At 63.5% G+C, this 25,888-nt stretch carries 24 protein-coding genes and 1 pseudogene; 7 read left to right on the forward strand and 18 right to left on the reverse strand.

Features of this window, described 5'->3' with window-relative positions; translation table 11 throughout:
- The first annotated feature begins 167 nt into the window (after positions 1–167).
- Positions 168–1,379 carry a DUF3322 domain-containing protein gene (locus tag E4Q08_RS06405; protein ID WP_169069765.1) on the forward strand — a complete coding sequence of 404 codons (1,212 nt, stop codon included), beginning with the start codon at positions 168–170 and terminating at the stop codon, positions 1,377–1,379.
- A gap of 43 nt (positions 1,380–1,422) precedes the next feature.
- Positions 1,423–2,022: a nuclear transport factor 2 family protein gene (locus E4Q08_RS06410; protein WP_034918272.1), complete on the forward strand. Its 600-nt coding sequence runs from the start codon at positions 1,423–1,425 to the stop codon at positions 2,020–2,022.
- Positions 2,023–2,047: 25 nt separating this feature from the next.
- On the opposite strand, the gene E4Q08_RS06415 is transcribed toward E4Q08_RS06410, so the two are convergent.
- The gene (locus E4Q08_RS06415; RefSeq protein WP_308240073.1) at positions 2,048–2,698 is read right to left on the reverse strand and encodes a phosphatidate cytidylyltransferase; all 651 of its coding nucleotides are present in this window, start codon (positions 2,696–2,698) and stop codon (positions 2,048–2,050) included.
- Between the two features lie 19 nt (positions 2,699–2,717).
- Here E4Q08_RS06415 and E4Q08_RS25655 point away from each other — a divergent pair, with 19 nt between their 5' ends.
- Complete coding sequence (locus E4Q08_RS25655) at positions 2,718–2,930, forward strand: hypothetical protein (protein WP_308240074.1); 213 nt, start codon at positions 2,718–2,720, stop codon at positions 2,928–2,930.
- Positions 2,931–3,015: 85 nt separating this feature from the next.
- On the opposite strand, the gene E4Q08_RS06420 is transcribed toward E4Q08_RS25655, so the two are convergent.
- From E4Q08_RS06420 to E4Q08_RS06430, 3 genes are read right to left on the reverse strand one after another with little or no spacing between them, the layout of a single operon-like run.
- A complete protein-coding gene (locus E4Q08_RS06420; protein ID WP_372703537.1) occupies positions 3,016–4,419 on the reverse strand; it encodes a phosphatase PAP2/dual specificity phosphatase family protein in 1,404 nt (467 codons plus the stop codon).
- On the reverse strand, positions 4,368–6,116 hold the full coding sequence (locus E4Q08_RS06425; RefSeq protein ID WP_169069766.1) for a bifunctional alpha/beta hydrolase/class I SAM-dependent methyltransferase: 1,749 nt from the start codon (positions 6,114–6,116) through the stop codon (positions 4,368–4,370). Before E4Q08_RS06425 ends, E4Q08_RS06420 begins: the two co-directional genes overlap by 52 nt.
- A gap of 25 nt (positions 6,117–6,141) precedes the next feature.
- Entirely contained in the window at positions 6,142–6,765 is a 624-nt protein-coding gene (locus E4Q08_RS06430; RefSeq protein WP_169069767.1) for a CDP-alcohol phosphatidyltransferase family protein, read from the reverse strand.
- Between the two features lie 243 nt (positions 6,766–7,008).
- On the opposite strand from E4Q08_RS06430, the gene E4Q08_RS06435 reads away from it, so the two are divergent.
- Positions 7,009–7,647 (forward strand): glutathione S-transferase family protein, encoded by a 639-nt coding sequence (locus E4Q08_RS06435; protein ID WP_034915652.1) that lies wholly within the window; start codon positions 7,009–7,011, stop codon positions 7,645–7,647.
- Positions 7,648–7,677: 30 nt separating this feature from the next.
- Here the strand turns inward: E4Q08_RS06435 and E4Q08_RS06440 are convergent, their stop codons facing one another.
- The 13 genes and pseudogenes from E4Q08_RS06440 to E4Q08_RS06505 all read right to left on the reverse strand — a co-directional run bounded on the left by E4Q08_RS06440 (position 7,678) and on the right by E4Q08_RS06505 (position 21,359).
- Entirely contained in the window at positions 7,678–7,947 is a 270-nt protein-coding gene (locus E4Q08_RS06440; RefSeq protein WP_169069768.1) for a hypothetical protein, read from the reverse strand.
- A 9-nt stretch (positions 7,948–7,956) separates the two neighbouring features.
- Positions 7,957–9,309: a cell envelope integrity protein CreD gene (gene creD / locus E4Q08_RS06445; protein ID WP_034912175.1), complete on the reverse strand. Its 1,353-nt coding sequence runs from the start codon at positions 9,307–9,309 to the stop codon at positions 7,957–7,959.
- A gap of 106 nt (positions 9,310–9,415) precedes the next feature.
- On the reverse strand, positions 9,416–10,843 hold the full coding sequence (creC, locus tag E4Q08_RS06450; protein WP_169069769.1) for a two-component system sensor histidine kinase CreC: 1,428 nt from the start codon (positions 10,841–10,843) through the stop codon (positions 9,416–9,418).
- Between the two features lie 11 nt (positions 10,844–10,854).
- A pseudogene (gene creB / locus E4Q08_RS06455) lies at positions 10,855–11,539 on the reverse strand (two-component system response regulator CreB).
- A 137-nt stretch (positions 11,540–11,676) separates the two neighbouring features.
- Positions 11,677–13,014: a fused MFS/spermidine synthase gene (locus E4Q08_RS06460; protein ID WP_034912169.1), complete on the reverse strand. Its 1,338-nt coding sequence runs from the start codon at positions 13,012–13,014 to the stop codon at positions 11,677–11,679.
- Positions 13,015–13,299: 285 nt separating this feature from the next.
- Positions 13,300–13,974, reverse strand: a complete 675-nt coding sequence (locus E4Q08_RS06465) for a PEP-CTERM sorting domain-containing protein (protein WP_169069770.1) — start codon at positions 13,972–13,974, stop codon at positions 13,300–13,302.
- A gap of 512 nt (positions 13,975–14,486) precedes the next feature.
- Positions 14,487–15,389 (reverse strand): ferritin-like domain-containing protein, encoded by a 903-nt coding sequence (locus E4Q08_RS06470; RefSeq protein ID WP_169069771.1) that lies wholly within the window; start codon positions 15,387–15,389, stop codon positions 14,487–14,489.
- Positions 15,386–16,213, reverse strand: coding sequence for an SDR family oxidoreductase (locus E4Q08_RS06475; RefSeq protein ID WP_169069772.1), 828 nt, complete (start codon positions 16,211–16,213; stop codon positions 15,386–15,388). The genes E4Q08_RS06470 and E4Q08_RS06475 overlap by 4 nt, the downstream gene beginning before the upstream one ends.
- Positions 16,206–17,270, reverse strand: a complete 1,065-nt coding sequence (locus tag E4Q08_RS06480) for an aromatic ring-hydroxylating dioxygenase subunit alpha (RefSeq protein ID WP_308240075.1) — start codon at positions 17,268–17,270, stop codon at positions 16,206–16,208. Before E4Q08_RS06480 ends, E4Q08_RS06475 begins: the two co-directional genes overlap by 8 nt.
- 1 nt (position 17,271) lies before the next feature.
- Complete coding sequence (locus tag E4Q08_RS06485; protein WP_169069774.1) at positions 17,272–18,015, reverse strand: hypothetical protein; 744 nt, start codon at positions 18,013–18,015, stop codon at positions 17,272–17,274.
- Positions 18,002–18,610 carry a phosphatase PAP2 family protein gene (locus E4Q08_RS06490; protein WP_169069775.1) on the reverse strand — a complete coding sequence of 203 codons (609 nt, stop codon included), beginning with the start codon at positions 18,608–18,610 and terminating at the stop codon, positions 18,002–18,004. Before E4Q08_RS06490 ends, E4Q08_RS06485 begins: the two co-directional genes overlap by 14 nt.
- Entirely contained in the window at positions 18,607–20,724 is a 2,118-nt protein-coding gene (locus tag E4Q08_RS06500; protein ID WP_211203330.1) for an Mpo1-like protein, read from the reverse strand. Before E4Q08_RS06500 ends, E4Q08_RS06490 begins: the two co-directional genes overlap by 4 nt.
- Positions 20,725–20,747: 23 nt before the next feature.
- Positions 20,748–21,359 (reverse strand): nuclear transport factor 2 family protein, encoded by a 612-nt coding sequence (locus E4Q08_RS06505; protein ID WP_169069776.1) that lies wholly within the window; start codon positions 21,357–21,359, stop codon positions 20,748–20,750.
- Positions 21,360–21,451: 92 nt separating this feature from the next.
- On the opposite strand from E4Q08_RS06505, the gene E4Q08_RS06510 reads away from it, so the two are divergent.
- The 3 genes from E4Q08_RS06510 (at position 21,452) to E4Q08_RS06520 (ending at position 23,803) form a co-directional block, all read left to right on the forward strand.
- On the forward strand, positions 21,452–22,177 hold the full coding sequence (locus E4Q08_RS06510; RefSeq protein WP_169069777.1) for a sterol desaturase family protein: 726 nt from the start codon (positions 21,452–21,454) through the stop codon (positions 22,175–22,177).
- Positions 22,178–22,319: 142 nt separating this feature from the next.
- Positions 22,320–23,504, forward strand: a complete 1,185-nt coding sequence (locus E4Q08_RS06515) for a P-aminobenzoate N-oxygenase AurF (RefSeq protein ID WP_169069778.1) — start codon at positions 22,320–22,322, stop codon at positions 23,502–23,504.
- A complete protein-coding gene (locus E4Q08_RS06520) occupies positions 23,501–23,803 on the forward strand; it encodes a 2Fe-2S iron-sulfur cluster-binding protein (RefSeq protein WP_169069779.1) in 303 nt (100 codons plus the stop codon). Before E4Q08_RS06515 ends, E4Q08_RS06520 begins: the two co-directional genes overlap by 4 nt.
- 52 nt (positions 23,804–23,855) lie before the next feature.
- Here E4Q08_RS06520 and glgB read toward each other — a convergent pair whose 3' ends face one another.
- Positions 23,856–25,871 (reverse strand): 1,4-alpha-glucan branching protein GlgB, encoded by a 2,016-nt coding sequence (gene glgB, locus E4Q08_RS06525; protein WP_248594742.1) that lies wholly within the window; start codon positions 25,869–25,871, stop codon positions 23,856–23,858.
- Positions 25,872–25,888 lie beyond the last annotated feature (17 nt).

Genomic DNA, 25,888 nt, shown 5'->3' on the forward strand with positions numbered 1-25,888 from the left:
GTGAGGGAATGTCGCCACGATATAGGGCAGCGTAGCGCGCGGCAAACGATCGATTCTCATGGGATGACCAAGAAAAATTCATGTGTTAGGAGGTCTGCCATGCTGTCATCGAAGCGGCGCAAGCTGTCGATCGAGGTATACCCTGCCGAGAAGGCAAGGACGGCCGGATGAACTGGACCCGGCCCATCGAGCTGCGTGGCCAGGTGCAAAGGCTGTGGGAGCGCGGCGATCTGCTGGCCAGTCTGGTCACTGGGGAGGGAATTTTCCCGCGCCAGCTGACACTGAAAGGCCCGGGCTCGCAGGAGATGACCGAGCGTTTCGACGCCGTGCGCGTGTGGATTGCCGAGTTGCGCGCAATGCCGCATTGCCGGGTCGAGATGCGCGAATTCAGGCACCGCTTGTTTGGTGCCAACGCGCTGCCGCATGCGATCTGGATCGATACCTTCGACGACGCGCTGGCCTTGATCGGCAAGCGGCGTGACGCCATGCGCTTTCAGGCCCTGCTGGAATGCACGCGCACGCGCGCACCGCAAGTGCTGGCATGGCTCGCAAAAAGGCCGCTGCGGGCGCTCGAACTCGCTGACGAATGGCCTCGCCTGCTCGACATCGTCGCCTGGCTGCAGGCCCATCCTCGCCCCGGCATCTACCTGCGGCAGGTGGATATCCCCGGCGTACACAGCAAGTTCATCGAATCCCGGCGCGGCGTGCTCAGCGAATTGCTCGATCTCGCGCTGCCAGCCACGGCGATCGATTCCTCGGTGACCGGCTTGAGCCAGTTCGTCAGGCGCTATGGCTTCCGCGACAAGCCGCAGCGCATCCGTTTTCGCCTGCTGGATCGCCGCCACTCGCTGCTGCCCGGCGATCTCGAACAGGACCTCACCCTGGATGCCCAGAGCTTTGCCCGCATTGACCCGCAGACCGAACGTGTGTTCATCACCGAGAACGAGATCAACTTCCTGGCGTTTCCGGCGGTGTCGCACAGCCTGATCATCTTCGGTGCGGGGTATGGCTTCGAGACCCTGCGCGAGGCCGCATGGCTGTCGCGCTGCCGCCTCCATTACTGGGGCGACATCGATACGCACGGCTTCGCGATTCTCGACCAGTTGCGAGCCCATTTCCCGCGGGTCGAATCGTTCCTGATGGATCGTGCGACCCTGCTGGCCTTCGAGGCACAGTGGGGCGAGGAAGACCAGCAGACCCTGCGCGACCTGCCGCGGCTCAACCCGGACGAGCAAGCGCTGTACGACGATCTGCGCGACAACCGTCTGTGCAGGAATCTGCGTCTCGAACAGGAAAGGATTGGTTTTGGCTGGGTCGAGGTGGCGTTGGCGGCGCTGACGGGACGGCAATCGGCGCAACAAGCCGAAAGCAGACTATGATTGCGTGCTTGCCAACTATCCAACTATCCAATCGGGAGATGTGATGCGGTCGATCCTGAACCTGCTCCTTGCCCTGCTCGCCCTGCTGGGACCGGTGAGTGCCCTGGCTGCCGACAACGATCCGTACGCGGCGGATCGCCAGGCGCTGATCAAGATTTTTCGCGAGATCGAAGCGAGCATCAACGCTCAGGATGTCGACCGGATGGTCACGCAGATGGCTCCCGACGCGACGGTGACCTGGCTGAACGGCGAGGTTTCGCGCGGGCACGCCGAGATCAGGGCCTACTACCAGCGAATGGTCAAGGGAGAGCAGCGCATCCTCGACCGCTATCTCACCACCGCCAAGCTCGGCGCTTCAGCCCATTTCTTCGGTCACGGCGAGGTCGCGGTCGCTGACGGGACGATGGTGGACGAGTTTTTTCCGGTGGCCAGAGGGCCGTTCACCCTGAATTCGAACTGGACCTCGACCTCGGCAAAAATCGACGGACAGTGGAAAGTGGTGTCGATGCACCTGTCGTCAAACGTGTTCACCAATTCGCTGATCGCCGAAGCGAAAGAGGCCATCTGGTGGGCGGCGGCTGGCGCCGGGGTCGCCGGTCTGGTGCTGGGATGGCTGATCGGCCGGATGCGTCGGCGCAATTGAGGGTGCGCAATTCTCCGCTTCCTCCTCAACTGCTCCAGCCGAAACGCAACAGGTAAAAGAAGGCCGGCGCCGAGAGGCACAGCGAGTCGAGCCGGTCGAGCATTCCGCCATGGCCGGGAATCAGACTGCTCCAGTCCTTGATGCCGCGGCTGCGCTTGATCGCCGACATCGCCAGGCCGCCCAGGAATCCGAGCAGGGTGATCCACAGGGAAATCAGCGCCGCTTCGGGAACCGTGAACGGCGTCATCGATGCCAGCCCTGCGCCGAGCGCACTGGCGGTAACGATGCCGCCAACGGTGCCTTCGACCGTTTTCGCCGGCGAGAGCTTCGGGGCGATCGCGTGGCGACCCACGAGCTTTCCCCAGAGATACTGCAGCACGTCGCTCGACTGTACGACCAGCAGCAGGAACACCAGCAGGTAGGCATTGCGTCCCGGATAGCCGCTGATTGGCAGGGTCAGCAGTGCCGGGATATGCGAAACCGAAAACACGCAGATCAGCAGTCCGCCCGCTAGCATGCGCATGCGCAGCAGGCCTTTGCTGCGGTTTTCCGCGCACAGCGCCAGCAGCGGCAGGCCGATGAGCACCAGGCAGGGGATGAAACTGGCGTAGAGCGCGTAACTGCCATTCCAGACCAGGAGATACTGCAGCGGCACCACCAGCACGAAACTGCCCATCCGCAGCGCGGGCGGGATCGTGCCGGGGGGTTTCGCTGGCCAGGAATTCCTGCAGCGCGGCCAGCGAAGCCAGACCGAAGAGCAGGCTCACGCCGCTACGGCCCGCGAGCATGGCCAGTCCGAACAGGATGGCAATCATCCACCAGGCATTGATGCGACTATTCAGATTGTCGATGACGGCATGCGCCTGGCGCCTGGCCAGTCTGATCTTGAGCACCCGTCCGATCAGTGAAGCGACGATCAGCACCGAGCCGATGCCGGCGATCAGGCGCCAGGCCTCATCTGGAAGTGTCAGGAGCTGAGCGTTCGTCATCCGCTCAAGGTTTTGCTTGCAGGTACTGCTGCTGCCAGCGGCGCAGCAGATCGATCTGTGCGCGACCGAGCACCACTGCCGGACGCGCCTTCCGCACCTGTGCAACGGCCTCTTCCGGCGTCGCATGAATGCCTGCGCGCAGCAGCCATGCGGCGGTCACCAGCGCACTGCGCGCGAGGCCGAGTGCGCAGCAGACGAGCACCGGTCCGGCGGCCAGCTCTTCGGCGATCGCCGCCGAAGCACGCTCGACCTGCTCCAGGCTCGGCGGCAGCAGATCGAGCATCGGTATGACCACATACCGCAAAGCAGGCGTTGGACCAGGCAATTCGGCGCAGACATCGATGATGGCGGCAATGCCGAGACGCTGCCCTTCGGCTGCTGTCGGCAGCCGGCCGAGCAGGACACCTGCTGTGACCGGATCGGCCAGCGCGAGCTGGCGTGTCCACCAGCGCGAGTTCAGCCAGGCGCAGAGCAGATAGGGTCCGAGCAGACAGCGTACGGCAAGTGGCAGCGAACCGTCATCCCGCTTTTCGAAGGCATCGGCATCGAGCAGGAGGTAGATCACGGCGACCAGTGCCAGCGCACCAGACAACCAGAGCAGCCACAGCCAGCCACCGCCCGCGTAGACAGCCAGGCCGCCAACCGCCAGCGCGGTGGTCGCGTAGGCCAGCGCCAGCCGCCAGCGCGCGCGCTCGCGGTGCCGGGTGGCACGGCGCAGCGGTGATCTGGCGTCGGTCGGAAACACCCATAGCACGAAGCACCCGAGCCACAGCCCGGTCGGAACGTCGAAGAAATGGTGTTGCCAGGTGGTCAGCACCGACACCCCGATCAGCAGGGCCACGGCCACGACCAGTGCCTGGCAGGCGCGCGGCACGGCGCGCAGATACGGTTCGAGCAGCACCACGAGCAGGGCGATGTGCAGGGAGGGCGCCTGATTGTAGGGCTGGTCGAAGCTCATCAGGGCAGCGAACATCCAGCCGAATGCGCCGCTCACCTCGCCACGCTCGAAGGTGCAGCGCAAGGGGAAGAGCAGGAAGCAAGCGACGGCGATCAACTGCGTCAGCAGCAGACGCCAGGCGTGCGTGTCGAGCTGACGTCGCGTCGTGCACAGCAGCAGCGATACACCATAGAGCAGGTCGATCAGCCAGTACGGAACGATGCTCCAGGGTAGCAGCGGAATGTGCTGTTCCCAGGCGAAGAGGATGAAGCCGACCTCGGTGCGCTGGCTGCTTGCCCAGGTCGCAAAGCCGTAGCTGGCGAAGAAAAATGGCCCCAGGAACAGCAGCCAGGTCAGAGCCCTTCGCCAGGGACGGGGCTCGGCGACTGACTCCGCGGTGGGTCTGGTGCTCTGCGAGATCAATTCCGGCGGGCGATCGAAACGGTGAACATTCCCCAGTCGTCGATCCACTGCTCGACCTTCGTGAAACCCGCGGCGCGCACCAGTTCGTCCAGTTCGGCCTGCGTACGGCGGCGCATCACCCAGGCCTGGTGGCTGCGATGACTGGTGAGCGTGCGCGCGATCAGCTCGATCTGCGGATGCCAGGGTTGGCCGGTGTAGACCAGGTAGCCGCCGGAGTCGATAGCCTGAGCCAGGCCGCGCAGCGAACGCATCACCAGTTCGTTGTCGGAGAAGAGTTCGTAGAGACCCGAAACGATCACCAGATTCGGTCTCGGAGTCAGCGCAGCGAGGGCTGCCTCGTCGAAAGCGTCAGCGGCTTCGAAGCGGGCGATGTCATCGAGTTGCCTGGCAGTGATCAGGGCTCGCCCCTGGCGGACGTTCAAGTCACTGAAATCACGCAGGACGATCGATTGCGGGCGCTCCGGCAACTGCGCGACGGCGTCCAGGACGTAACGCCCATGGCCGGCGGCGAGATCAGCGATGCAGAGCGCCTGGCCGCCGCCTCGAAGTTCGTCTGCAGCAAGGGCAATGGCTTGCAGCAGGTGGGATCTGCGCACACGCACGCCGCGCCAACCGATCGAATCGAGGTAGCCGCGATCGATCCATTTGCCGATCAGCAGTCGGCCGCGCGCCTGGTTCAGGTACACGTAGTCGAGACTGCTGCCGGAATCGAAGCCGGTCGTCAGACCGATACCAATGCCGTCCGAGAGGCGGCCGAGAGTGCGCATCGCCAGGCGGGTGATGGCGAAGTAAATCCCGCGTGGCGAGCAGGGCGGTAACGGCTGGCCGAGACGAACTTCCTCGTCCCGGGTATAACCGTCACGGTGCGCCTGCAGCAGCGAGTCGGCAGGCAGGGGATTCCGGAACATGCGCTCAATGAAGGCGCGGATCTGGTCGATGGCGAGCTTGCGATCGCGTTCACCGAGCGTGTCGTGGAGAAATCCGGGGAGCAGGTGGCGCTCCTTGACCGGCGAGCCCAGCCGATCGAAAAAGCGGTCCTGTGGTGCGCGCTGCACGACCCAGTCCTTCTCGGAGATCAGCAGTTGCAGCGGCAGGCGGATGGCCTCTGCGTCCGCGACGACTCGGTCGGCAGCGTCGTAGAGGCCCAGCAGAACGCGCGCCGAAATGGAACGGGTAACCAGGGGATCCTCGTCATACGAACGCACGCGCTCGGGATCGTGGGTCAGAAACTTCGCCTTCACATACGAGGTGATGAAGAAGTTCCCGAACAGCCGCTGCATCAGCGTCAGCCCCGGACGCGCCAGAGGAACATAGAGCTTTACCTGGAAAGCCGGTGCGGTCAGCACCAGGCAGCGGAGCTGCGGCGCGTAGTCGTGTGCCCAGGTCGCTGCCAGGACGGCGCCGACGCTCTGGCCGACGACGGCAATCTGGTTGGCGGCAATGGCGTAGCAGTCACTGACATGCCGGACGAAGCGGTCGACGTCCTTCACCAGGGCGGCAAAGCTTGGGCTGTCTCCACGCTCGCCAGGCGAGCGGCCGTGACCACGCGCGTCCCAGGCGAACATCGAGAAGTCATCGAGTGCGAGTTCGTCGACGACATGCTGCAGTCGTCCCGAATGCTCGTGACCGCGGTGCAACAGCAACACCGCCCGCTTGGCATTGACGCTGCCGACCGGCGGCCAGTAGCGATAGAACAGTGTCGTTCCGTCGTGGGTAGTGAATTGTTTTTCCTGGGCGAAGCGCATCCTGGCCTGTCTCCGATGGGTAATCTTATCGACTTTCGCCGGTGCTGCCTTCGGCGATGCCCTGCCTGACCCGGTTCGCGATGGTCAGCAGCAGCAACAGCGCGACCAGCGCCATCCCTGCCGACAACCACACACCGGGAGCGACGCCGGCGCCGAGAAATAGTCCGAGCAATCCGAAAACCAGCGCGCGATCACTCTTGCCCATCGGTCCGTCGTTGCGACGCCGCTGGCCCGTAACTGCGCCCAGCACCCCGGCCATTTCGGAGACGTTCGCCAGGAAGATCACCAGAACGGTCAGCGCGCTGCCGGCTTCGGGAAGAAAGGCAAAAGGCAGATACAGCGCTGCATCGGAGAGCAGATCCGACAGTTCATTGAGGTAGGCACCGAGTGTCGAGATCTGACCGAACTCGCGGGCGAGCATGCCGTCGATCGCATTCAGCGCCATGCGCAGCAGGAGCCACAGCGGCAGCAGCAGAAACCATCGCAGTTGCCCGGCGTGCGCGGCGAGTGCAAGACCGCATCCGAGGATCAGCGAAGCAGCGCAGGTGCCTACGGTGGCCTGGTTGGCACTCAAGCCGAGTCCGTGCAGCGCGCGCGCTGTCGGGCGCAACAGGGCCTGGAAGCGGGGTTTCAGGGCATAAAGACTCATTGACAGCAGGGGCGGAAAGTGAAATTGTCAGGATGATAGCCCATGCAGCGCCTGGTCGTCGCAGCGCCAGGGGTCGCGCTGATCGAATGGGAACGAATAGAACAAGACACTGGTCCGATTACGTGGAGTTTCGGGTGCCCGACATCCAGCAACTTCGCAGTCACAGAATACTGCTGCTACCGCGGGTGTCCGCAAACACCCATTTCATACGTAACGCCAATACATCCCGAGAGGAGTCGAATCATGAGCCAACCCATTGTTTACGGTGATGCCATCAGCACCTACGTTCGTACAGTCCGTCTGGCCCTGGAGGAAAAGGGAGTGTCGCACACGCTCGCGGCCGTGGATCTGGTCAAGGGTCAGCACAAGGAGAAAGACCATCTGGCCCGGCACCCCTGGGGCAAGATGCCCGCGTTTGAGCATGCGGGCATCGTGTTCTACGAGGCATCGGCCATTCTTCGCTATATCGACGAGGTGTTCCCGGAACCCGCTTTGATGCCTTCCACACCCGTGGAACGTGCCCGTGTGAATCAGGTGATGAGCATCGTTGACAGTTATGGATACCCGGCGTCGATCACCAATATCTTCATTCCCCGCGTACTGGTGCCCGCACTCGGTGGTCAGACCGACGAAGCACAAGTCGATGCGGCCAAGCCGCAGGCCGCGTTGTTCCTCAAGGAGATCGGGCGACTACTGGACGGGGCAAACTATTTTGGTGGCACGAACGTGAGTCTCGCCGACTTGCACGTGCTGCCCGTGTTGACCTACCTGCAGGCCACCCCGGAAGGCCAGGCCTTGATTGCGGCGACGCCGAACATCGCGGCCTGGATGGGTCGCATGAGCGAACGCAGCAGCGTTCAGGCGGTGATGCCGGCCGCTTGAGCCTGCACTGGCTCTCTTTATAAACTTCCATCACTCCAGCTTGCGGCCGACAGTGAGGCTGGCCAGGGCCAGCATGCCGACTCCCAGTAATTGCCGGTTGCCGGCTGAGCAGTGCCGCGGTTGCCGGCACAGCAGGGCAGCGCTGCCGCCAAGGATGGCGGCAGCCAGCAGAAGAGCCGTTTCGTACGGGCGCAGCCAGTACAGCAGCGGATGCTTGAGGTTCCAGGCAACGCTCAGCAAAGCCAGCAGCGTTGCCCAGGCCAGGGCAGGGCGCCAGCATCGAAACACGGGCCAGTGCATGATGGTGCCTCATTCGGCTGGCCGGGCAGCGAGTGCGGGACCGATCTGGTACCAGTCGATGCGCCGCGTCGCCAGCATGATCGCTCCGAGGGCCAGGAAGAGCAGCACGCTGCCCATCAGGAGCGAGTTGTCTTCGGAGAGCAGTACACCATAGAGCACTCCGTAGAGACCGGCCAGCGCGGCAGCAAAGGAAAAACCCTGGCGGCGATTACCGAGAGCGGCAGCCAGATAGGTTCCGATCAGGGCGATACAGGCCGTTGCGGCGATGCTGTAGGCGGCAACGAAGGCCAGGTGCTCGGAGAGCGCGATCAGCAACAGGAAGAAAACCGCCAATGCCAGACCGACCAGCAGGTACTGCAACGGGTGAATCGGCGAACGACGCAGGATTTCGCTGAGGAAGAAACCGGCGAAGGTCAGCGTAATGAACAGGATGCCGTATTTCACGGCCCGCTCGGATTGCAGATAGACGTTGACCGGATCGATGAAGAGGATATCGAGCACTTCGGGGATCGGCCCGCCCTTGGCCGCCACCAGGGTGTTGGGAAAACTGCGCGCCAGATGCGACACTTCCCAACGGGCGGTAAAACCATCGTCAGCAATCGTGCGCTCGCGTGGCAGAAAGCGGCCGCCAAAGCTCGGGTGCCGCCAGTCCGAATGGATCGCGATGGTGTTCGCTTCCGCGGTCGGCGCGATGGCCAGTCGCTGGGTACCGGTCAGCTGCAGAGGGAAATCAAAATCGAACGAGCTTGGTGCGTCGAGAGCGACTGCCCCGAGCGGAATGGCCAGGCGTTGGCCAGCCAGGGCATCACCGTCCAGTGCTGGGCTCTTGGGTGTCGAGAAGCGGTAGCTCTTGCCGCCCAGGTTCACTGGCGGATCGTTGTCGACGCCGCGCGGGTCGGAAACGCCCAGCAGCAGCGTCGCTTCGGCGCTGACGATGCTGCGCTGAGCATCGAGACCGAGGTGTACGGGAAGCACGAAGCGCCCCGCGACCGCCAGGTCGAGGTGGTAGAGCCGGGCCTGGTAGATTCCCCGTTGGCGGGTTTCCACGCGGGCCTCGCCGCTCAGCTTCAGCGTCTCGGCCGGCAGATACAGGCTGCGTTCCACGAAGCGCGGCGTGCTCCTGGTCCGACCGGTGGCGGGGTCCTCCTTGGTTTCCGGCTCGATTTGTTCCCGGTAATGGATCGCGAGCACCGGCCCGGTGAGCGTTTGCGGGCCGGCAGCGCTATTGGCGATGTTGCGCTGAACCTCTTCCTGACGCGAACTGCGCTGGCGGATCTGATCCTCGATGAGGGCCAGAGGCACCAGCAGCAGGAGCGACATGAAGCCGATGGCGACGAGTTTGAGAAGCAGTTTCTTGTCCATGAAGTTCTCCCTGGTGGATGGTGCAGGGAGTCTCGATCACTTCGGTGAACGGATGAGGAAGCGGCAGTGAAGCTCTGTGAATCGAGGGTGAAGTCAGGTCACGCCTTCAGGTCAGCGGCAGCAGCAGACGGGCCATTGCGCCGCCCTCGGGATGGTTGGCGAAATCGGCTTCGCCGCCATGCAGGCGAGCGACTTCGCGTACCAGCGCGAGTCCCAGGCCCGAGCTCTTCTTGCCGCTGGCGGTGCTCGCCAGCGAGTAGAAACGGTCGAAGACCTGCGACAGTGCGTAGTCCGGAGCACCGCTACCATGATCGCGGACCGATACCTCGGCGCGTTGATCGCGACGCTGCAGAGCGATTTCGATGCGCCCCCCGGTCGGCGAAAAGGCGATCGCGTTGTCCAGCAGGTTGAGCAGCGCCTGCTGCAAAAGGAAAGGGTCGCCGCTGATGACTAGAGGCTGGCCGATGGCGAGCGAACAGATCAGCTGACGAGCCTGCAGCGGCAGGAGCCGCTCGTCGACGCAACGCCGCAGCAGCTCGGCCAGGTCGACCTGGACTGCGTCTTCCGGTGCCTGCAGTTGCTCGACCCGCGCCAGCATCAGCATCCGTTCGATGATCCCCTGCAGGCGCCGCGCCTGCTCGCCAACGCTCAGCGCAAAACGTCGTCGATCATCATCGGCGGGGCTGCCTTCGAGGATTTCGGCGGCGCCGATGATGGCCGAGAGCGGGCTTTTCATTTCGTGCGCCAGGTTCTGCACGTAACGTTCGACGTATTGTTTGCCTTCGAGGCGCTCGCGCATCAGCGCCAGCGCACGTGCCAGTTCGGAGAACTGACGTCCGCCGGAGGTCGGCGGATCGGCCTTGCGGCCTTCCGAGACGTCGCGGGCGTAGATCCGCAAGCGGTTGATCGACCAGCTCAGCCAGGCCGAGAACACCACTCCTATCAGTGCCGAAGCCGCCAGCAGGATGTAGCCGGCGCGTTTCACGCGCTGCTCGGCGTGGCCGACATAGGGCAGGACGCTGGACAGGGGCTTGGCCACCGACAGTACGCCGAGCAGCCGCTCCTGGTGGCGGATCGGTGCGGCCACGTACATCACCGACGAACTGGCGTCGCCGGCCTGCGCGCGCGTGCTGCGCGCACCGTATTCGCCCTTGAGCACGCGTGCCACGTCGCGCCACTGCGAATAATCGGCGCCCAGGGCCAGACCTTCGGAATCGAAGACTACCCGGCCCTGGTCGTCGGTGATGTAGACGCGAAAGTCGATGCTGTCCTTTTGCACTCCCCAGATGCTTGCCTGTGGCGAACGCTGGCGCGCCGCCGCCAGCGCCCTGGCGAATTCGCCGCTGGCCATTCTTCCGCTGGCGAGTTCCGGTGCTGCCAGTTCGGCGAGGACATGCGCCGTATCGACCAGGGTTTCTTCGGTGGCCTGGCGAATTCCCGGCTCGGCCTCGTGCATGAAGATGTTGAGCACGAACCACGCCGCCAGGCCGACGATCAGGAAATAGCCGATGAACAGGCGGACGGAAACATTCATCGGCGGCCGGCCTAGCGAACGGTGATGCTGTAACCCAGACCGCGGTGGGTCCGGATCGGTTCCTCGTCGGCGCGTATCGCCCGCAGTTTGCTGCGCAGGGTCTTGATGTGGGTGTCCACCGTGCGCTCCAGGCTTTCACCGCAATCCTGCCAGACGTTCTCCATGATCTGGCCGCGACTCAGGATGCGCCCCGGCCGTGTCAGCAGCAAGGCCAGCAGGAGATACTCGTAGCGCGTCAGATCGAGCCAGACACCGTGGTAGGCGATGCGCAAGCCATCGCCATCGACCGTGAAACGAGCCGGTGCGGTGATCGTGGGGGGGGCCTGCGAGCCACTCCGGCCGGGTGCGACGCAGGATGGCGCGGACGCGGGAAACCACCTCGCGGGGACTGAATGGTTTGGCCACGTAATCGTCGGCACCGAGTTCCAGTCCGACGATGCGGTCTACCTCGTCAGAACGGGCGGTGAGAAATATCACCGGCACATCCGAGCGCCGCCGCAGGACACGACAGACGTCGAAGCCGCTCATGTCCGGCAGCCCGACGTCCAGGACGACCAGGTCGTGATCGCCGGCAGCCAGTCGGGCGAGTGCCTCGGCACCGAGGGTACAGCAATCGCTGGCGAAACCGTCGGCTTGCAGGGCATAGGCCAGGGTATCGGAAATCGCGGGTTCGTCGTCGACGATGAGGATACGCATGACCGAGATGGTAGTGCATTCCGCGTTCGGCGTCGCCACTTGCCCGCCCGGTCTTGCACGCATTGGTGCCATTCGAAAAATTGATCGGGGGGGCCTGGGGACCTGGAAAAACCATGTCCGTCAGACGCGCCTGCCGCTCAGCGCGAACGCGCGAAGTCGAAATCAGCGCGGTTGCGTTCGTCGATGAAGAGGCTGGGCGGCTCTGGAGGTTCGCCGTTGCGGCAGGTGACGACGACGTTGGCGAGTTGCTGCTGCTTCTGCAGTACCTCGACTGCGCAGCGGCCATAGATGTTCTCGATGGTTGCCAGCAGGTTGCGCGCGTAGGGTGTGGCAAGGGCGCTGTCGAGAATCAGGTTGGCAATCAACACGCCATCGGGTTCGAGCACCCGACGCGTCGCCTGCCAGAATTCGCGGGTAACGAGGTGGCCGGGGATCGACGTATGCGAGCTATAGACGTCGACCAGCACCGCAGCAAAGCGTTGCTCGGTACGAATCACGAACCGGCGCGCGTCGTCGGCGATGAACTCGCCGTTTGCTTTTTCGCGAAGGAAATGGGTTTCGGCAATGGCGCGCACCGCCGGGTCGATATCGACATAAGTGTAGTGATTGCTCGCTTCGCGGTGCGACAGCGTGAAGCCACCGGCGCCGAGAACCAGGATCTGGCGGTTGCGCAAGCCCAGATCGTCGAGCAGGAAGCTGCGGATATGCCGGATGTAGCGGGCATAGCGTGGCGGCTCGGCCTCGTCGATCAATGAGGCGAACGAGCTGTTGTTTTTCAGGGCACGCCCGTTGATCGCGCCGTCGTACTCGACCGGCATCACCAGGTAGCTGGCGTAAGCAGTCTCGATTTGCGGGCGCAGCCAGGCGTTGGCGACCAGCGTCAACGCGACGACGGTGAGGCCGGCGGCCGCCGTTGCCCATCCGCGCTCACACAACAGCGCGTAGCCGACGACCAGCAACAATGCGCAGAGCGCGACGGCTGCGGAAACGCCGAGCCATTGCATGACCAGCAGCGACAGCGACAGCGAACCCAGGAAGGAGCCGAGCGTCGAGTAGTACAGTGCCTGGCCGCTGGCTTCGCCGACGCGCTGGTGTTGCAACAGGTTGCTGAGGATCGGCACGGTCTGTCCGAGCAGCCAGGCGATCGGGCAGAGGACGCCGGCGACGAGCACCAGATAGGCGATTTCGGGTGGCCGCAACGAAGCGAAGATCAGGTCGACGCCGACCCCCGCCAGACCGATACCGATCAGAAAGGCTGCGACCAGGAAGTTTCTGGCGACGACTTCGAGATAGTCCTCGGCGATTTTCGCGCCGGCGTGGTAGCCGAGTGCCAGTGCGAGCAGAAAGAAGGCGATGGTCGGCGCGGTGATGACGATCGAACTGCCCAGGTGCGGGATGATCTGACGCAGCGCAATGACCTCCGCGCCGAGCGAGCAGAATCCCTCGATGAAGACGATGGCGAAGAAGCGTGGCATGGGAAGGTAACGCCGGCTGGAGAGAGCCGGCACTATACCGCAGCAGCGCTGGCCTGCAGCGCACACTCATCAGGACGGACTCTGACCAGAAGAGAGCCTGAGGCTGCGCAGGGCTTGGCAATGCGTGCTGCCACCGGAGGCGTTGTTCGGGAGGCATGCCCTTGGGGCGTCGGGAAGAGGCGCCATGGAGACGGGTCAAGGGCAGCCTGGCATGACCTGGTTTCCCCTAGAAAAAAGCCGCCACACAAGGTGGCGGCTTTGTCGGGGGGGGGGCTGACAGATCGCTTATGTGCTCTTGCGGCGGCGCGAGATGCCGATACCGGCCAGACCCAGGCCCAACAGGGCGATGCTCAGAGGCTCGGGAATACTGGTGTCACGCTGGGTATAGACGGTGGTGAAGCCGTTCAGGGCACCAGATCCCGCAGCGTCGCCCTGGTCAATACGGATCGTTTCGTAGATCCAGAGTTTGGTGTATGTCGAAGGGATAGAAGCAAGAGCGGGGGTTCCCGAGAGACTCGTCAACGTAATGCTGGGCCCACCAGCTATGCCATCAAAATCGATCAGCTTCGTAATTTTGACGTCTGGGGCTAGGGCGGGCACATCACTGTCGATCGAAAGCGCATTAAACACGCGGCTTGGACCGACGATCTCGATCGTATAGTCAAAATGATAGATGCCCGCGGCGGTGAATGCGCCGACGGGGTTGACACTAATGTTGTGGAATTCGAATGGGGCTATACCAAAGCTACTGATCTCCACGTTGCTTGATGGACTGGCTGGCAGATCGGTGAACAAGGGTGTGTACAGCTTATCCTGGTCTACGCATCCCGCGGTGTTCCCCATGAAGCTGCTCAGTGACTGCGTCACAGGGCAGTTGGCTGCGAGTGCTGAAGTGCTGAAGACCAAGGAACCGGCAACCAGGACACTGGCGGCTGTGGCGAGTTTAAGTATAGTTTTCATGTGGCTTTTCCTAAGAGAGTGTGTTTCAAATTTGCCCAAGAACTACGCGACTATATGGATGTGGCTACCCCCGACTGATTGCTCGACGGCTCCCAGTGGTAAGCACAAAGCAACAATCATGCCAGAAAAAATATATCAATTAAAACAATTTATAATCACAAATTGTGATCTATTGTGCGCAATAAATGTAAAAAAATTTCGACAGTAGAAAGAGCGAAAAATCAAACTCTCTCTTACGTGAAAGTCATGTTCAGATGAATTTTTTATATTTATAACAATATATTAAATATTTTTTCGTGTTAACGATGGCGGGTTTTTATGCAAAATGGAAGTCTGTTCATAGCAATAGAAATTTGTGATGATAAATATAATGTATGGATAAGATCGGAAGTCCTTTCTGGGTGCGGTACGGGTGAACTTCGCTGGCCGCCAGCACGCAGATTTTTCGAACGGACTATCCTCAGGGCTGGATTCGTGAGTCGCATACGCGACTTCCACATTAACCCTGGCCGTCAGCGCCTGGCAGTGTAGATGCGCGCGCAGTCGAGTGCCGGGCAGGGCTCGAACAGGCCGCCGGCAGCGAGCGTATCGACCAGCCAATGCATTCCCGGCTGGGTCATCAGCCGGCGCAAGCGGGCCAGTTTGGCGGCGCTGCCCGCTTCCGATTCGAGGGCGCAAAAAGCCGCTGCAGTGTCGTTCTGATCGACTAACCCGATCCCCTGATCGAGTGCCGCGACTACCCCCTGCGGACCACAGCGAATCATCTCCAGGAAAGTTTGCGCAGCGTCGGCGAGGAAGCGGCGGTCGTGAAGGGTCAGCCGTTCCGGCCAGAAGGCCGCCAGCCCGGCGGCGTGATGGAGGGCTTCTTCGCGCGACAGGCACCGGAAAATGTCGGCCAGACCGGCATCCCGGCAATGCGCGCCGAGCGCGCTGTAATGGGTGATGCCGAAGCCTTCGAGCACCACTTGCAGCAGGTAGGCGAGCGCTTGTCGATTGCCGGTCTCGGCCAGCCCGGCAATGAAACGGTTGAAGGGATCGGGAGCCGGGGCGCGGGCTGCGATCCATGGCGCGAGCCAGGCGGCGTGCCTGGCTTCGTCGGCTCCGATGAGGACGAACAGGTGCCGCTCGTCGTCGCTTTCGGCAGTGAGCGCCATGCGGGCGCAGTAATCGATACCGCAGCACTCGATGCGCCAGGATTCGGCAAGCAACTCGTCGGCGCAGCCTGCGAGTACCGACTGCCGGGTGCGGGTGTCGGCCTCGCGGAAAAGCGCAATTCGATCGAGTCCGAAAAAGGATGCGTCCCAGAGCGGTATGGTGCCGTCGGCAACTCCCGGCGGGGTGCGTCGCCGGGCGAGGCGGTCCGCGACTCGGCGCAAGGCTTGATTGCGTTCCTTGCCTTCCTCGGCGGCGCTCATGGATTTCGCCTGGCCGCCAGCCGGCGCCGGAACAGCGCGCCGACGAGTGCGATGAATGCGCTCTCGGGCAGCCAGCGCTGCAGCCAGCGCGCGCTTTTCGCATCGCCGCCGACGCGTGTGCGCAGCGGCATCCTGGTCACTTCGGTGAGGCGAAGAACGGCGTTCACGACCGTGGCCGGATCCTTGCCCGGAGCGGCGAGCATTCTCGCCTGCATCTCGCGGTAGGCGGACAGTTGCCGGGCATCGACGCCGTCTGCCGGGAGCCGCCGCTCACCCCACGCCAGATTGGCGGCGAAGCGCGTGCGGAAGCCGCCCGGTTCGACCAGCGCCACCTGTACGCCATGCGGCAGCAGTTCGTGGCGTAGCGATTCGGAGAGGCCTTCGAGGGCGAATTTCGATGCACAGTACAGAGCGTTCATCGGCAGCCCCAGTTCGCCGGCGAGCGAGGAAATGTGGATCACGCGACCGCGTGCGGCAGCGAGCGCCGGCAGCAATTGCTGCGTGAGCAGCGCCGGGCCGAGCACATTGACCTGCAGCTGATGGTGCATCTGCGCTGCGCTGTAGCTGGCAAAGGGGCCGTTCAGGGCGTAGCCAGCGTTGTTGATCAGACAATCCAGGCGCTCGATGCCTGCCGCGACCGCGGCGATCTGCGCTGCATTGCTCAGATCGAGTGGCAGCAGGCGTGCGCCGGCGAGTGACTCGGGTGCGCGCGCTGGGTCGCGGACGCCGGCCAGCACCGTCCACCCGCGCTCCACAAGGGCCTGCGCGATGCCCAGGCCAAAGCCCGACGAACAACCGGTGATCAGGACCGTTCGCTCAGCCATCGCTGCTTTCCTGGTCGGTGCCGGCGAGTCGCATGCGGGTGGGTCGAGGACGTGCGCCGGTCCGGTCGATTTCGTGCCATCTGGCGAGTGGCTGCGATTCGAGATGGCGGATGAACGCCAGCACCGCGCGGTCGGCAGGAATGGGGTGGCGGAAGTCGAAGCGGATCGTCTCGAAGACGCGCGTGTCGCCCCAGGCAAAGTAGCGTGCGGCCAGCGCCGTGCCGTACAGCAGCAGCCGGTTGACGAGCCAGCCGAGGGGACCGCGGCGCTGCCGGGTCAGAGCGAGAGTCTGCCCTTCGGTCGATCCGTCGTCGCCCACCCGCAAGGCGAACATCAGATGCAGATGCAGAAAATCGGGACCGAGCGTGACCGTACCGAGGCTGCCGTACCAGTAGCTCAGCGTGTAGGTCAGCGGACCCTGGTAGAAGCGCGCAAGGAGTCTCCCAAGCCGCTTGCTGGTCGGTACCTTGCCAAGGTTGCGAAATTCGATGTTCGAGACGCTGCGGGGGACAGCTTCCATCGTCAGTATCGATCCGGGAAGGTGATGCACACTCGCGAAATGTTGCTCGTCGATGGCATTGATCAGCACCACGTTCGGATGGCAGCGCTTCCTGAATCGGTTTGCCACCAGCGCGTCGCACGCTTTGCCTGCGAGTTCCGGCACCTCGGGCAGATCGTCGGCCGGCGTCTCGCCGGTCCACAGCCAGACCATGCCGTAGCGCTCGGCGGTGGGCCAGCAGCGGACGCTGATCTGTGGTCTCGCCTGGCCCGCGAGACAGGGGATGTCGCTGCAGCGCCCGTCGGCCTCGTAGCGCCAGCGGTGGAAAAAGCAGCGCAGCGCGTTGCCTTCGACACGTCCTTCGGCCAGATGCGCTCCCATATGTGCACAGTAGGCGTCGAGTGCTGCCACCCGGCCATCGTCGCCGCGATACACGGCCAGTTCGCGTCCCAGCAGCCGCAAGGGTACCACCTGGCCGCGCCGGATCTCGCGCGAACGCGCCAGCCAGTACCAGCCCTGGACGACTGCTTCCGGATGGTTGAAAACGCGGGTGTCCACCCTATGCCTGCGCCGTCCTGGCGCCGGCGAGAAACGCCCGGCGCGCGATCGGCTGCAGGGTATCTGTCGCCAGTTTGCACAGGCACACCAGCTCGTCGCCGCGCACATAGCCCGGATTGCGCTCCAGGAAGAAGGCGACCTCGGGCAGACGGGCATGCGCTTCGGAAACCTCTGCATAGCGTGGGCGCAGTTGGCCGCGCGATTCGGCAAAGCGCACGACGCCGGCAGCGCTGTCGTAAGCCTCGCCGAAGCGATCGCGTGCCAGGAAGTCCTTGAGCGGACCTAGATCAGAGTCCGTATCGGCTGCAGGCGAGGGGTGAAAGGCGCGGCTGAAGGTGGGGAGATAGCGATACGTCCGATGCCCCTTGGAGATCAGCAGCCAGTACAGGGGTAGCTCGGGTTGTTCGGCATGCAAGGTTCCGGCCAGGCGCAGCCAGGCGAAAGCGAGGGCTTGCTGACCCCATTGACTTTCGTCGACGATGGTATCACCAGAGAAGAGCACGCGCACCGGCGCGCCGTCGAAGCAGCGCTGGTAGATCGCCAGTGTCGAAAAGCCCTGCAGCACGCCGCCATCGTCGCGCAGCAGGACGACTCGATCCTTGCCGGCGAGGTCGGCTGCGAACAGTGGCCACGATGAACTCTCGTAGTAGCGTTCGTAGAGCGCATACATTGCTCGCCGCTCACCCTCGTCGAGGGTCGTGACCTCGACGATCTGCGCGCTCGTATGTGGCCTACGCGCGATCAAGGCGAAGAATCCTCGGTGTCAGCCAGAGTGCCAATGCCGCGAGCAACACGCCGCCGGCGACGTCCGATGCGACATGTTGCCGCGTACTGAGTGTCGAGGCGGCGATCAGGATCGGCCAGATCGCGGCCACGACGACTGCGCCGCGTCGCCAGAGCGCGCGCGCCGCGATCACCGCCAGGGCCACGTGCAGCGACGGGAAGCAGTTGGCCGGCGGGTCTGCAAGATGGAGCAGGCGCCACGCCAGGCCGGTGAGACCTGCAGCGGCCGGCGTCTCGCGGGCGATTTGCGTGGGCCAGGCGAGGAAGATCACGCTGGCGACGACGGTGGCCAGCAGCATCGCGTAGAAGGTCCGGCTGCGATCCGTGTCATCGCGCGCGCAAGCAATCGCGCTCGGCAGGAGCAGGAACTGCGTCAGGTAAATCCATACCGTCCAGTCGACAAACGGAACGATGGTATCGAGCGCGCCGGGAACGAGCGTCGTTGGCTTGACCAGACGTAGCGTCCCGCTACCCAGGTACAGCGCCGAGAACGCGAGATAGCCAAGGAGCATGGCCAGCGCCTGATTCGAGCGCCGGATGCCGGGAACCGGGATCACGCGGCGATTCCCTGAAATGCCGCGAACTCGCTGCGTACGCGGCCCACCTCGTGCCAGTAGCGGCCACGCAGGACCGCGAAGAACATCCGGTTCAGGCAGCGCGACGCGCGCCAGGAAAAGACGAGGTCGCGAATGTCGACATGCGAGCGCTCGAACAGCCAGTGGCCGCTCAGTCCGGTCGCCTGCGATGCCAGCACCAGCAGCAGCCACCACGGATTCCCGGTGATCACGAGGGCCAGGCCGCTGCTGTACATCATCAGCACGGCGAGGCAGTGGAGCAGGACATTGCGGCGGTCCTGGTGCTTGAATACGAAGATGTCCCAGTACTCATGGAAGGGATGGTCGACGATCTCGTCGTCGATGCGGTTGCGGTAGCGCCTCAACACCGCTGCTTGCCCGCGCACCTGGACGGTCGGCTTGAGCAGCGTTCCGGTCTGGACGGTGCCGAGCACCGGCAAGGGACGCCCCTGCCGTACGACCTCGATGCCGGCCACGAAAACGCTGAGCACGGCCGTTTCCGAGCCGCGTTTGACCATCCGCCGGGCGCCTTCGAGCAGCGGATCGTCGACTTCGACCGGTGCCGGTGGCGGCGTGCGCAATCCTTCCGGAGACAGAACCAGCAGGTCGGCGCGCCGACCTGCACGCAATTCACCGGCGTCGAGATGAAACCAGCGCGCGACTTCGCCAGTGACGCGTGCAATCGCTCGCTCGGGCGGCAGGCAAGCCGTGGCCATGGCCTGGCGCAGCACCGCCAGTGCGCCGTCGAAGAACGCGAGGTTGCGCGAATGCGCGCCGGCGTCGGTGAAACCGGGGTGGATGTGCGGGTGCGCCAGCAGGCGTCCACGGATCGCAGGCCGCTCGTTGGCGCCGCAAGCCACCCAGCGCAGTCGCTCATCGTGGGTGGCGAGCAGATCGATCAGCGCCGCGGTCGCGTTCATGCCGCGGGCAGCGGCTATCTTTGCCACGCTCATTCCGACCTGTTCGGCTTCGGGCGAGGCAACGACCCACATGCGCGCCGGATCGCGGTGGAAAGTCCGCAGCTCACGTCGCTCCCAGTCGCTGCGAAAGCGCTCCTTGAAACCTTCGCTCGCCCAGAGTTCACGCCGCGCATCGCCGTTCGCGCAACTGTTGAGTTCGACGCCAGTGGCGAATTCTTCGAACAATGGCGTGATCGGTCCGTCGGCGTAGATCGCGAACGGCTCGGCGAGCGTCTGGAAGCGCAGATTGCCACCAAGCAGCCGGTTGACGATGAAGGTGCTCAGCGGGAACAGCCGCCACAGTTGCGGATGGTCGGACAGATCGAGCGCCGAGAGGACCGTTGCCCGCAGCGGTGGGCGGAAAAGGCCGGTGGACATCGCCAGGATCAGCAGAAACGAGAGCGCATTCTGCGGATTCGGCGTGACCTGGAAGACCGCGTCGCGTTCGCGGCAGAGTTCGGCAAGCATGCGGTATTCGCGTGCATCGGCATAGTGCGACGGTACCGAGCGTCCAGCAAAAGCACCGCTGACCTTGTGCCAGTGGACCATGTCGACCGAGATGCCGAAGCAGCCGGCATCGAGGGCCTGACTGGCGAGCGAGCGCATCTGCGCGAGGTCGTCGTCACTCGCTCGTTCGTGCAGGCTGCGCTGCAGCCCCATCACCGCCGTCCGCAGCGCGCTGTGACCGAGCAGCGGCGCGACGTGGGGTCCCAGTGGCAGGGTGCGCAGATGCTCGAGATACGCTTGCGGCGATCCCCACGACACCGCCCGTTCGAGCCATTTGCGCACCAGCGGCGCCGGCAGGCTCTCGACGCGCAGGAAAATGTCCGCCAGGTCCTGCGACTCTCCGACGGTCAGCGAGAGGCTGCAGTTGCCCATCACGATCGACGTGACGCCGTGACGAACCGACTCTGCCAAGCCTGGCGCGATTTCCACCTCCAGGTCGTAATGCGTGTGGATGTCGATAAAACCCGGCACGATCCAGAAACCGCTGACGTCGCGCGTCGTGCGCGCTTCCTCGTCAATGGCTGGCGCCAGGCGGGCAATCCGGCCATCGACGATGGCGACGTCGGCATAGCGCGGGGGAGCGCCGGTTCCGTCGAAGACGAGCCCACCCTTGAGCAGCAGATCGAGCATACGCTGGCGGCGCCCTGTCCGCGCTAGGCGCGCGGGCGCCGACGCAGCCAGGCCATCAGCAGGGCGCCGACGATCAGGCCAGCCGCGCCGGCCATCAGCGCCAGCTTCTGGGTCTGGGCGCGGAGCGTATCGAGCAGTGGATTATCGAGAACGTTGGCGGAGAAGTGCACGTTGACCAGCTTCCAGACATCGCCTTCCTTGACCATCACAGCGCTCCAGCGAGTTTTCATCGTGCGCGTGTCACCGTCCTTGAAACGGTAGATGTCGTCCGAGACCCCGTATGCGACGCCCGTCGTCGCGTCGACAAACTGCGTCACTTCGTCGGCGACCGGTCTGGTCTCCAGTTTCTCAAGAATGGCTTTGGGCCCGTCGAACAACTCCGAATAGTAGTTCTTGATGGCGTTCAGACCGACCAGTTTCTGGTTGTCCACCGTAATCACCGTAAACCCTGGGTGCAGCACCTCGGCCATCGAATCGAGCTTGCGCGTGTTCAGCGCTGTGGCGGATTGCGCGAGCAGCGCGCGCAGCGCGTCGTGATCTGCCTTGCGTTCCTCAAGTGCTGGGGTCTGTGCAGACGCCACAGCGCTCGCGACGACCGTCGCGAGGACACAGATCATCTGACGAATTGCTCTCATTGCTCGTCCTTTCCCATGATATATCGCCATTTCCTTGCCAGGATATAATAACCACTCCCTTCGATCCGACACAAGCTGCCACGGATACGCTCGTGACCACCGGCTGGTACCTTCCTCTCCTCGCCTTTGTGATACTCGCAGTTCTCGAGTGCGGATCAGAGCGCCGTGTCCCTGCCGGATCGCTGGCCGACCACCTGCTCAATCTTGCCGGCCTGGCCGTTCAGGGCATTGCCATCCCCGCCGCGGGCTATCTGATCGCGACCCGCGTACTGGCAGCGCATTGGCCGGATTTCGCCGGCAGCCTGCGCATCGGCTGCCTGGGGGCCTTCCTGCTCAATTTCGTGCTCGTCGACCTCGTCTATTATGCACAGCACCGGCTCTTCCATCGCGTCGGCGTGTTGTGGGCCTTGCATCAGTGCCATCACGCCTCGCCGGTGGTGAGTGTGTGGGCGACGTCGCGCAACTCGCTGTGGGTGAGTTTTCTGTTCGTCTATCTGCTGCTGAATCCGCTTCTCGGTTTCCTGTGCGACTGCCCGCAGGGCTTCTTCTTCTCTGCGGCGCTGACCGCCAGTCTCGACCTCTGGCGCCACTCCCGGCTGCCCGAGCGTTTTGCGCCCGCCTGGCTGGGTCGGGCATTGGTCACTCCGGCACACCATCATCTGCATCACAGTTTGGACGGCCAGGGGGTAAACTTCGGGGCCAATCTCCTGCTTTGGGATCGCTGCTTCGGTACCGCTCGCGAGCCGGACGGTTATCCGGCCCGCTACGGAACGTCCAACGCACCGGGACCGTGGCGGCAGTTCCTGTTTCCATGGTAACGGTCATGGCTTTGTGAGACACCCCGGATGATGAAAGCCCTGACCGTTTCCCTCTCCCCCCGACCCCCTCTCCCGCGAGTGGAGAGGGGAGATTCGTGAGTCGCTGACGCGACTTTCACATTAAGCGAAAAGAGAGGGCAGTATGCACACCGGCCTTGCCCAGCGTCAAACCAGATCGCTGCTCGACGATGTTTCGACCGTCCGCAAGCTTGAGTTCAACCTGCGCCGCAACGCCGAACAGGACCACACGACCCTGATCGACGACGCGGCAAAACGTTTCTGCTACGCAGATTGCCGCCACGAATACTGGAATCCCGAGAACTTCTCCCTGCTGTGGGGGACGCCGGTGTGGGAGCAGTCTTCGGCAGCACAACGCGTCGTTCTCAACCAGCTCTACTGGGTCGCCTACTACGCGCAGATCGTCTCGGCAGAGATCGCGACGATTTTCCTCAACCAGGTGTCTGCGGCCGGGATCTACACTCTCGAAGATTTCCGGCTGGTGTGCGACAACCTGGATCTCGAGACGAAGCAGGAACGTGCGCACATCCACGCCTTCAAGACCGTTGGCGAAGCCGTCGAGCACACGCTTTTCGGCGAGCGTTTGTTCACCTACCCGATGCGCAGCCTCTACGACCATACGATGGTGTTCGCGGACAGCAATGCAGCGAAGGATTTCTGGCGCCGGCTGCAGATCCAGGCGTTCACCCTGCTGTCTTCGTCGAACGCCTTCCTGGGTAGCCAGTATCTGCTGGTGCGTGGTCTGCGCACGCTCAACGGCAAGCTCGTGCAGCACCGGCTTTCCAGTTACTACCTGCAGCATCCGGATCGCGAGCACGCGCCGCTGCCGTCGGCGATCAGCTACTGGCACTTCATGGACGAGTCGTTTCATTTCAATACTTCGCGCCTGGTCGGGCTCGAAGTGCCGCGGGTACTCGAGGCGCCGACGAACTTCGAGCGCTGGGTGGTGAACCGCGGTGTTGCCGGCTGTCAACGGGATCATTTCCACTTCTCCGTCGCGGTAAACGGCATCTTCTGGTATGACCCGGCGATCTTCCCGGTGATCTACAAGATCTTCCGCTCGCCCGTCTTCGCCATGGATGACGGCGAGGCGCGCGCCATGATGGAGGCCTGCTTTGCGCGCGAGTCTGACGGTCTCACCGCAGCGGCGGAGACCCACCGCATTGCCGCCGAGTCGTATCGTGCATTCGTCGAACCGGTCACCTGGCTGAATGCGGGCAACCGGGAGATGCGCACGATGCGCAAGAACGCCATTGGCCGCTACCTCGCCGGCAACCGCAGCCAGCTCGCCGGTTTCCGCCCGAAATGAGCACGCACCGCATCGAGTTTCCGGGAACGGCGTTTGCGCCAGTGGAACTGGCGGATCTCGCGAGCCTGCCGGTGCACCTCACGGTACTCAATTCGCCATTGCTTTTCGGTTGCCGTAGCGGCCTGTGCGGCACCTGTTTGATCGAGGTGGAAGCCCTGAGCGGCGGCGAACTCGAAGCGCCGGACGCGGCGGAGCGCGATGCGCTCGAAATCTATGCGCCCGGCAATCCGCATGCACGGCTGGCCTGCCAGCTCGTACTCACAACGGACGTACGCATCCGCAAGATCGAGAGCGCTTGAAGCACTGTAAAGTGCATGTGCGCAGGCAGTGCTCCGGACCTGGTCGACCAGGCTATCGCTCGGGTTTGAGCACCACCATTGCCAGAGGCGGTATCGTCATTTCGAGGGAATGGGGCTGCGATTGCCATCCGATGTCGTCTGCCACCAGCGCTTCCTCGTTGCACAAGTCGCTGCCGTGGTACTTCGCCGCATCGCTGTTCAGTACTTCGCGATAAGTCGTCCGTGCCGGCACCCCGATGCGGTAGCCCCGATACACGTTCGGGGTGAAATTGGCGACGACGAGCAGGTAGTCCTCCGGGTCAAGGGCGCGCCGGATGTACGAGAGGACGCTTTGTTCCGCGCCATCGGCGTCGATCCACTCGAAGCCCTGCCGCTCGCAGTCCTGTTCGTGGAGAGCGGGTTCGTCGATGTAGATGCGGTTCAGATCGGCCAGCCAGCGTTGCAGGCGCAGATGCGGTTGCGGGCCGTGTGGCGTGCCGCCGGCCTCGATCAGGTGCCAGTCGAGGCCGCGGTTCTCACTCCACTCCCGCCATTGCCCGAAGTCCTGGCCCATGAAGAGCAGTTTCTTGCCCGGATGGGTCCACATGAACCCGTAATACAGCCGCAGGTTGGCGAACTTCTGCCAGACGCTGCCGGGCATCTTGTCGAGCATCGCCTTTTTCAGGTGGACGACTTCGTCGTGCGAGATGGGCAGGATGAAATTCTCGTCGAATGCGTACATCAGGCCGAACGTCAGGTTCCGGTGGTTCTCCTTGCGCTGCGGCGGATCGAGAGCAATGTAGTCCAGCGTATCGTGCATCCAGCCCATGTTCCACTTGAAGGTGAAGCCGAGGCCGCCCAGCGAGGCGGGGCGGCTGACCATCGGGAAAGCGGTGGCTTCCTCGGCGATGGTGATTGCGCCGGGGTACAGCTCGGATACCTTTTCGTTGAGGTGGCGAAGAAAGGCAATGGCCTCGAGATTCTCGCGGCCGCCGTGCTCGTTGCGTAGCCATTCCTTGCGATCATGGTCGCGATAGAGCATCGCCGATACCGCGTCCACCCGTAGCCCGTCGATGTGGTAACAATCCAGCCAGAACAGCGCGCTGTTGATGAGGAACTGCACCACCTCCTGGCGCTGGAAGTTGAAGACCTTGGTGCCCCAGCGCTTGTGCTCGCCGATGCGGGAGTCGGCGTATTCGTACAGTGCGCTGCCATCGAACTGGATCAGCCCGCAGTCGTTCCTGGGGAAGTGGGCTGGCACCCAGTCGAGGATCACGCCGATCCCGTTCCGGTGCATGCTATTCACGAAATACTGAAAATCGTCCGGCGTCCCGAAACGGCTGCTCGGCGAGAACATGCCGGTGACCTGGTAGCCCCACGATGCATCCAGCGGATGCTCGGTGATCGGCATCAGTTCGATGTGCGTATAGCCCTGCTGATGGATGTAGGCGACGAGCCTGTCGGCAAGCTGGCGGTAATTGAGGAAGGTATTGCGTCCGGGCATGCGCGCCCACGAGCCGAGGTGCACTTCGTAGATCGCCATCGGCTCCCGCAGGGGATTCTTCCGGCTGCGGCACGACATCCACTCGGCGTCGCTCCAGAGCCCCTTTTCCGTACAGGAAAGGTCCCATACGATCGATGCGGTCCGTGGGCGCAATTCGGCGTAGAAGCCTTGCGGGTCGGTCTTGCGGATCCGCGTGCCGGCTTGCGTGCGGATCTCGTACTGGTACACCGTCCCCTGGCCCTGGCCCGGGATGAAGAGTTCCCAGATACCGGAGCCAGCACGAACGCGCATCGGGTGACAGCGGCCGTCCCAGGCGTTGAAGTCGCCGACGACGCTGACGCTCCTGGCATGGGGTGCCCAGACGGCGAAGCGTACGCCCGGTACGTCGCCGACCGGCATGATGTGGGCGCCAAGCTGGTCATAGGTACGGAAGTGCCGGCCTTCGCTGAAGCGCTGGAGATCGAGATCCCCCAGGATCGGCAGGATGCTGTTTTCAGGACCGGAACCACAAGGTTTCGATATCGCGCGCGCAGCAGGTCTATGAACTTGCTGCCTGAGCGTCACGGGTTTCATGCGAACGGTCATGACTTTTCCAAGCACCC

Origin of the sequence: Candidatus Accumulibacter contiguus (assembly GCF_012940005.1) — a bacterium.
GTDB classification, from domain to species: Bacteria; Pseudomonadota; Gammaproteobacteria; order Burkholderiales; family Rhodocyclaceae; genus Accumulibacter; species Accumulibacter contiguus.

Bases quoted from the DNA above. Each gene is read 5' to 3' on its own strand.
- E4Q08_RS06405 (WP_169069765.1), top strand. From the start codon at position 168: ATGAACTGGACCCGGCCCATCGAGCTGCGTGGCCAGGTGCAAAGGCTG.
- E4Q08_RS06410 (WP_034918272.1), top strand. From the start codon at position 1,423: ATGCGGTCGATCCTGAACCTGCTCCTTGCCCTGCTCGCCCTGCTGGGA.
- E4Q08_RS06415 (WP_308240073.1), bottom strand. From the start codon at position 2,698: ATGGGCAGTTTCGTGCTGGTGGTGCCGCTGCAGTATCTCCTGGTCTGG.
- E4Q08_RS06425 (WP_169069766.1), bottom strand. From the start codon at position 6,116: ATGCGCTTCGCCCAGGAAAAACAATTCACTACCCACGACGGAACGACA.
- E4Q08_RS06430 (WP_169069767.1), bottom strand. From the start codon at position 6,765: ATGAGTCTTTATGCCCTGAAACCCCGCTTCCAGGCCCTGTTGCGCCCG.
- E4Q08_RS06435 (WP_034915652.1), top strand. From the start codon at position 7,009: ATGAGCCAACCCATTGTTTACGGTGATGCCATCAGCACCTACGTTCGT.
- E4Q08_RS06440 (WP_169069768.1), bottom strand. From the start codon at position 7,947: ATGCACTGGCCCGTGTTTCGATGCTGGCGCCCTGCCCTGGCCTGGGCA.
- creD (WP_034912175.1), bottom strand. From the start codon at position 9,309: ATGGACAAGAAACTGCTTCTCAAACTCGTCGCCATCGGCTTCATGTCG.
- creC (WP_169069769.1), bottom strand. From the start codon at position 10,843: ATGAATGTTTCCGTCCGCCTGTTCATCGGCTATTTCCTGATCGTCGGC.
- E4Q08_RS06460 (WP_034912169.1), bottom strand. From the start codon at position 13,014: ATGCCACGCTTCTTCGCCATCGTCTTCATCGAGGGATTCTGCTCGCTC.
- E4Q08_RS06465 (WP_169069770.1), bottom strand. From the start codon at position 13,974: ATGAAAACTATACTTAAACTCGCCACAGCCGCCAGTGTCCTGGTTGCC.
- E4Q08_RS06470 (WP_169069771.1), bottom strand. From the start codon at position 15,389: ATGAGCGCCGCCGAGGAAGGCAAGGAACGCAATCAAGCCTTGCGCCGA.
- E4Q08_RS06475 (WP_169069772.1), bottom strand. From the start codon at position 16,213: ATGGCTGAGCGAACGGTCCTGATCACCGGTTGTTCGTCGGGCTTTGGC.
- E4Q08_RS06500 (WP_211203330.1), bottom strand. From the start codon at position 20,724: ATGCTCGATCTGCTGCTCAAGGGTGGGCTCGTCTTCGACGGAACCGGC.
- E4Q08_RS06505 (WP_169069776.1), bottom strand. From the start codon at position 21,359: ATGAGAGCAATTCGTCAGATGATCTGTGTCCTCGCGACGGTCGTCGCG.
- E4Q08_RS06515 (WP_169069778.1), top strand. From the start codon at position 22,320: ATGCACACCGGCCTTGCCCAGCGTCAAACCAGATCGCTGCTCGACGAT.
- E4Q08_RS06520 (WP_169069779.1), top strand. From the start codon at position 23,501: ATGAGCACGCACCGCATCGAGTTTCCGGGAACGGCGTTTGCGCCAGTG.
- glgB (WP_248594742.1), bottom strand. From the start codon at position 25,871: ATGACCGTTCGCATGAAACCCGTGACGCTCAGGCAGCAAGTTCATAGA.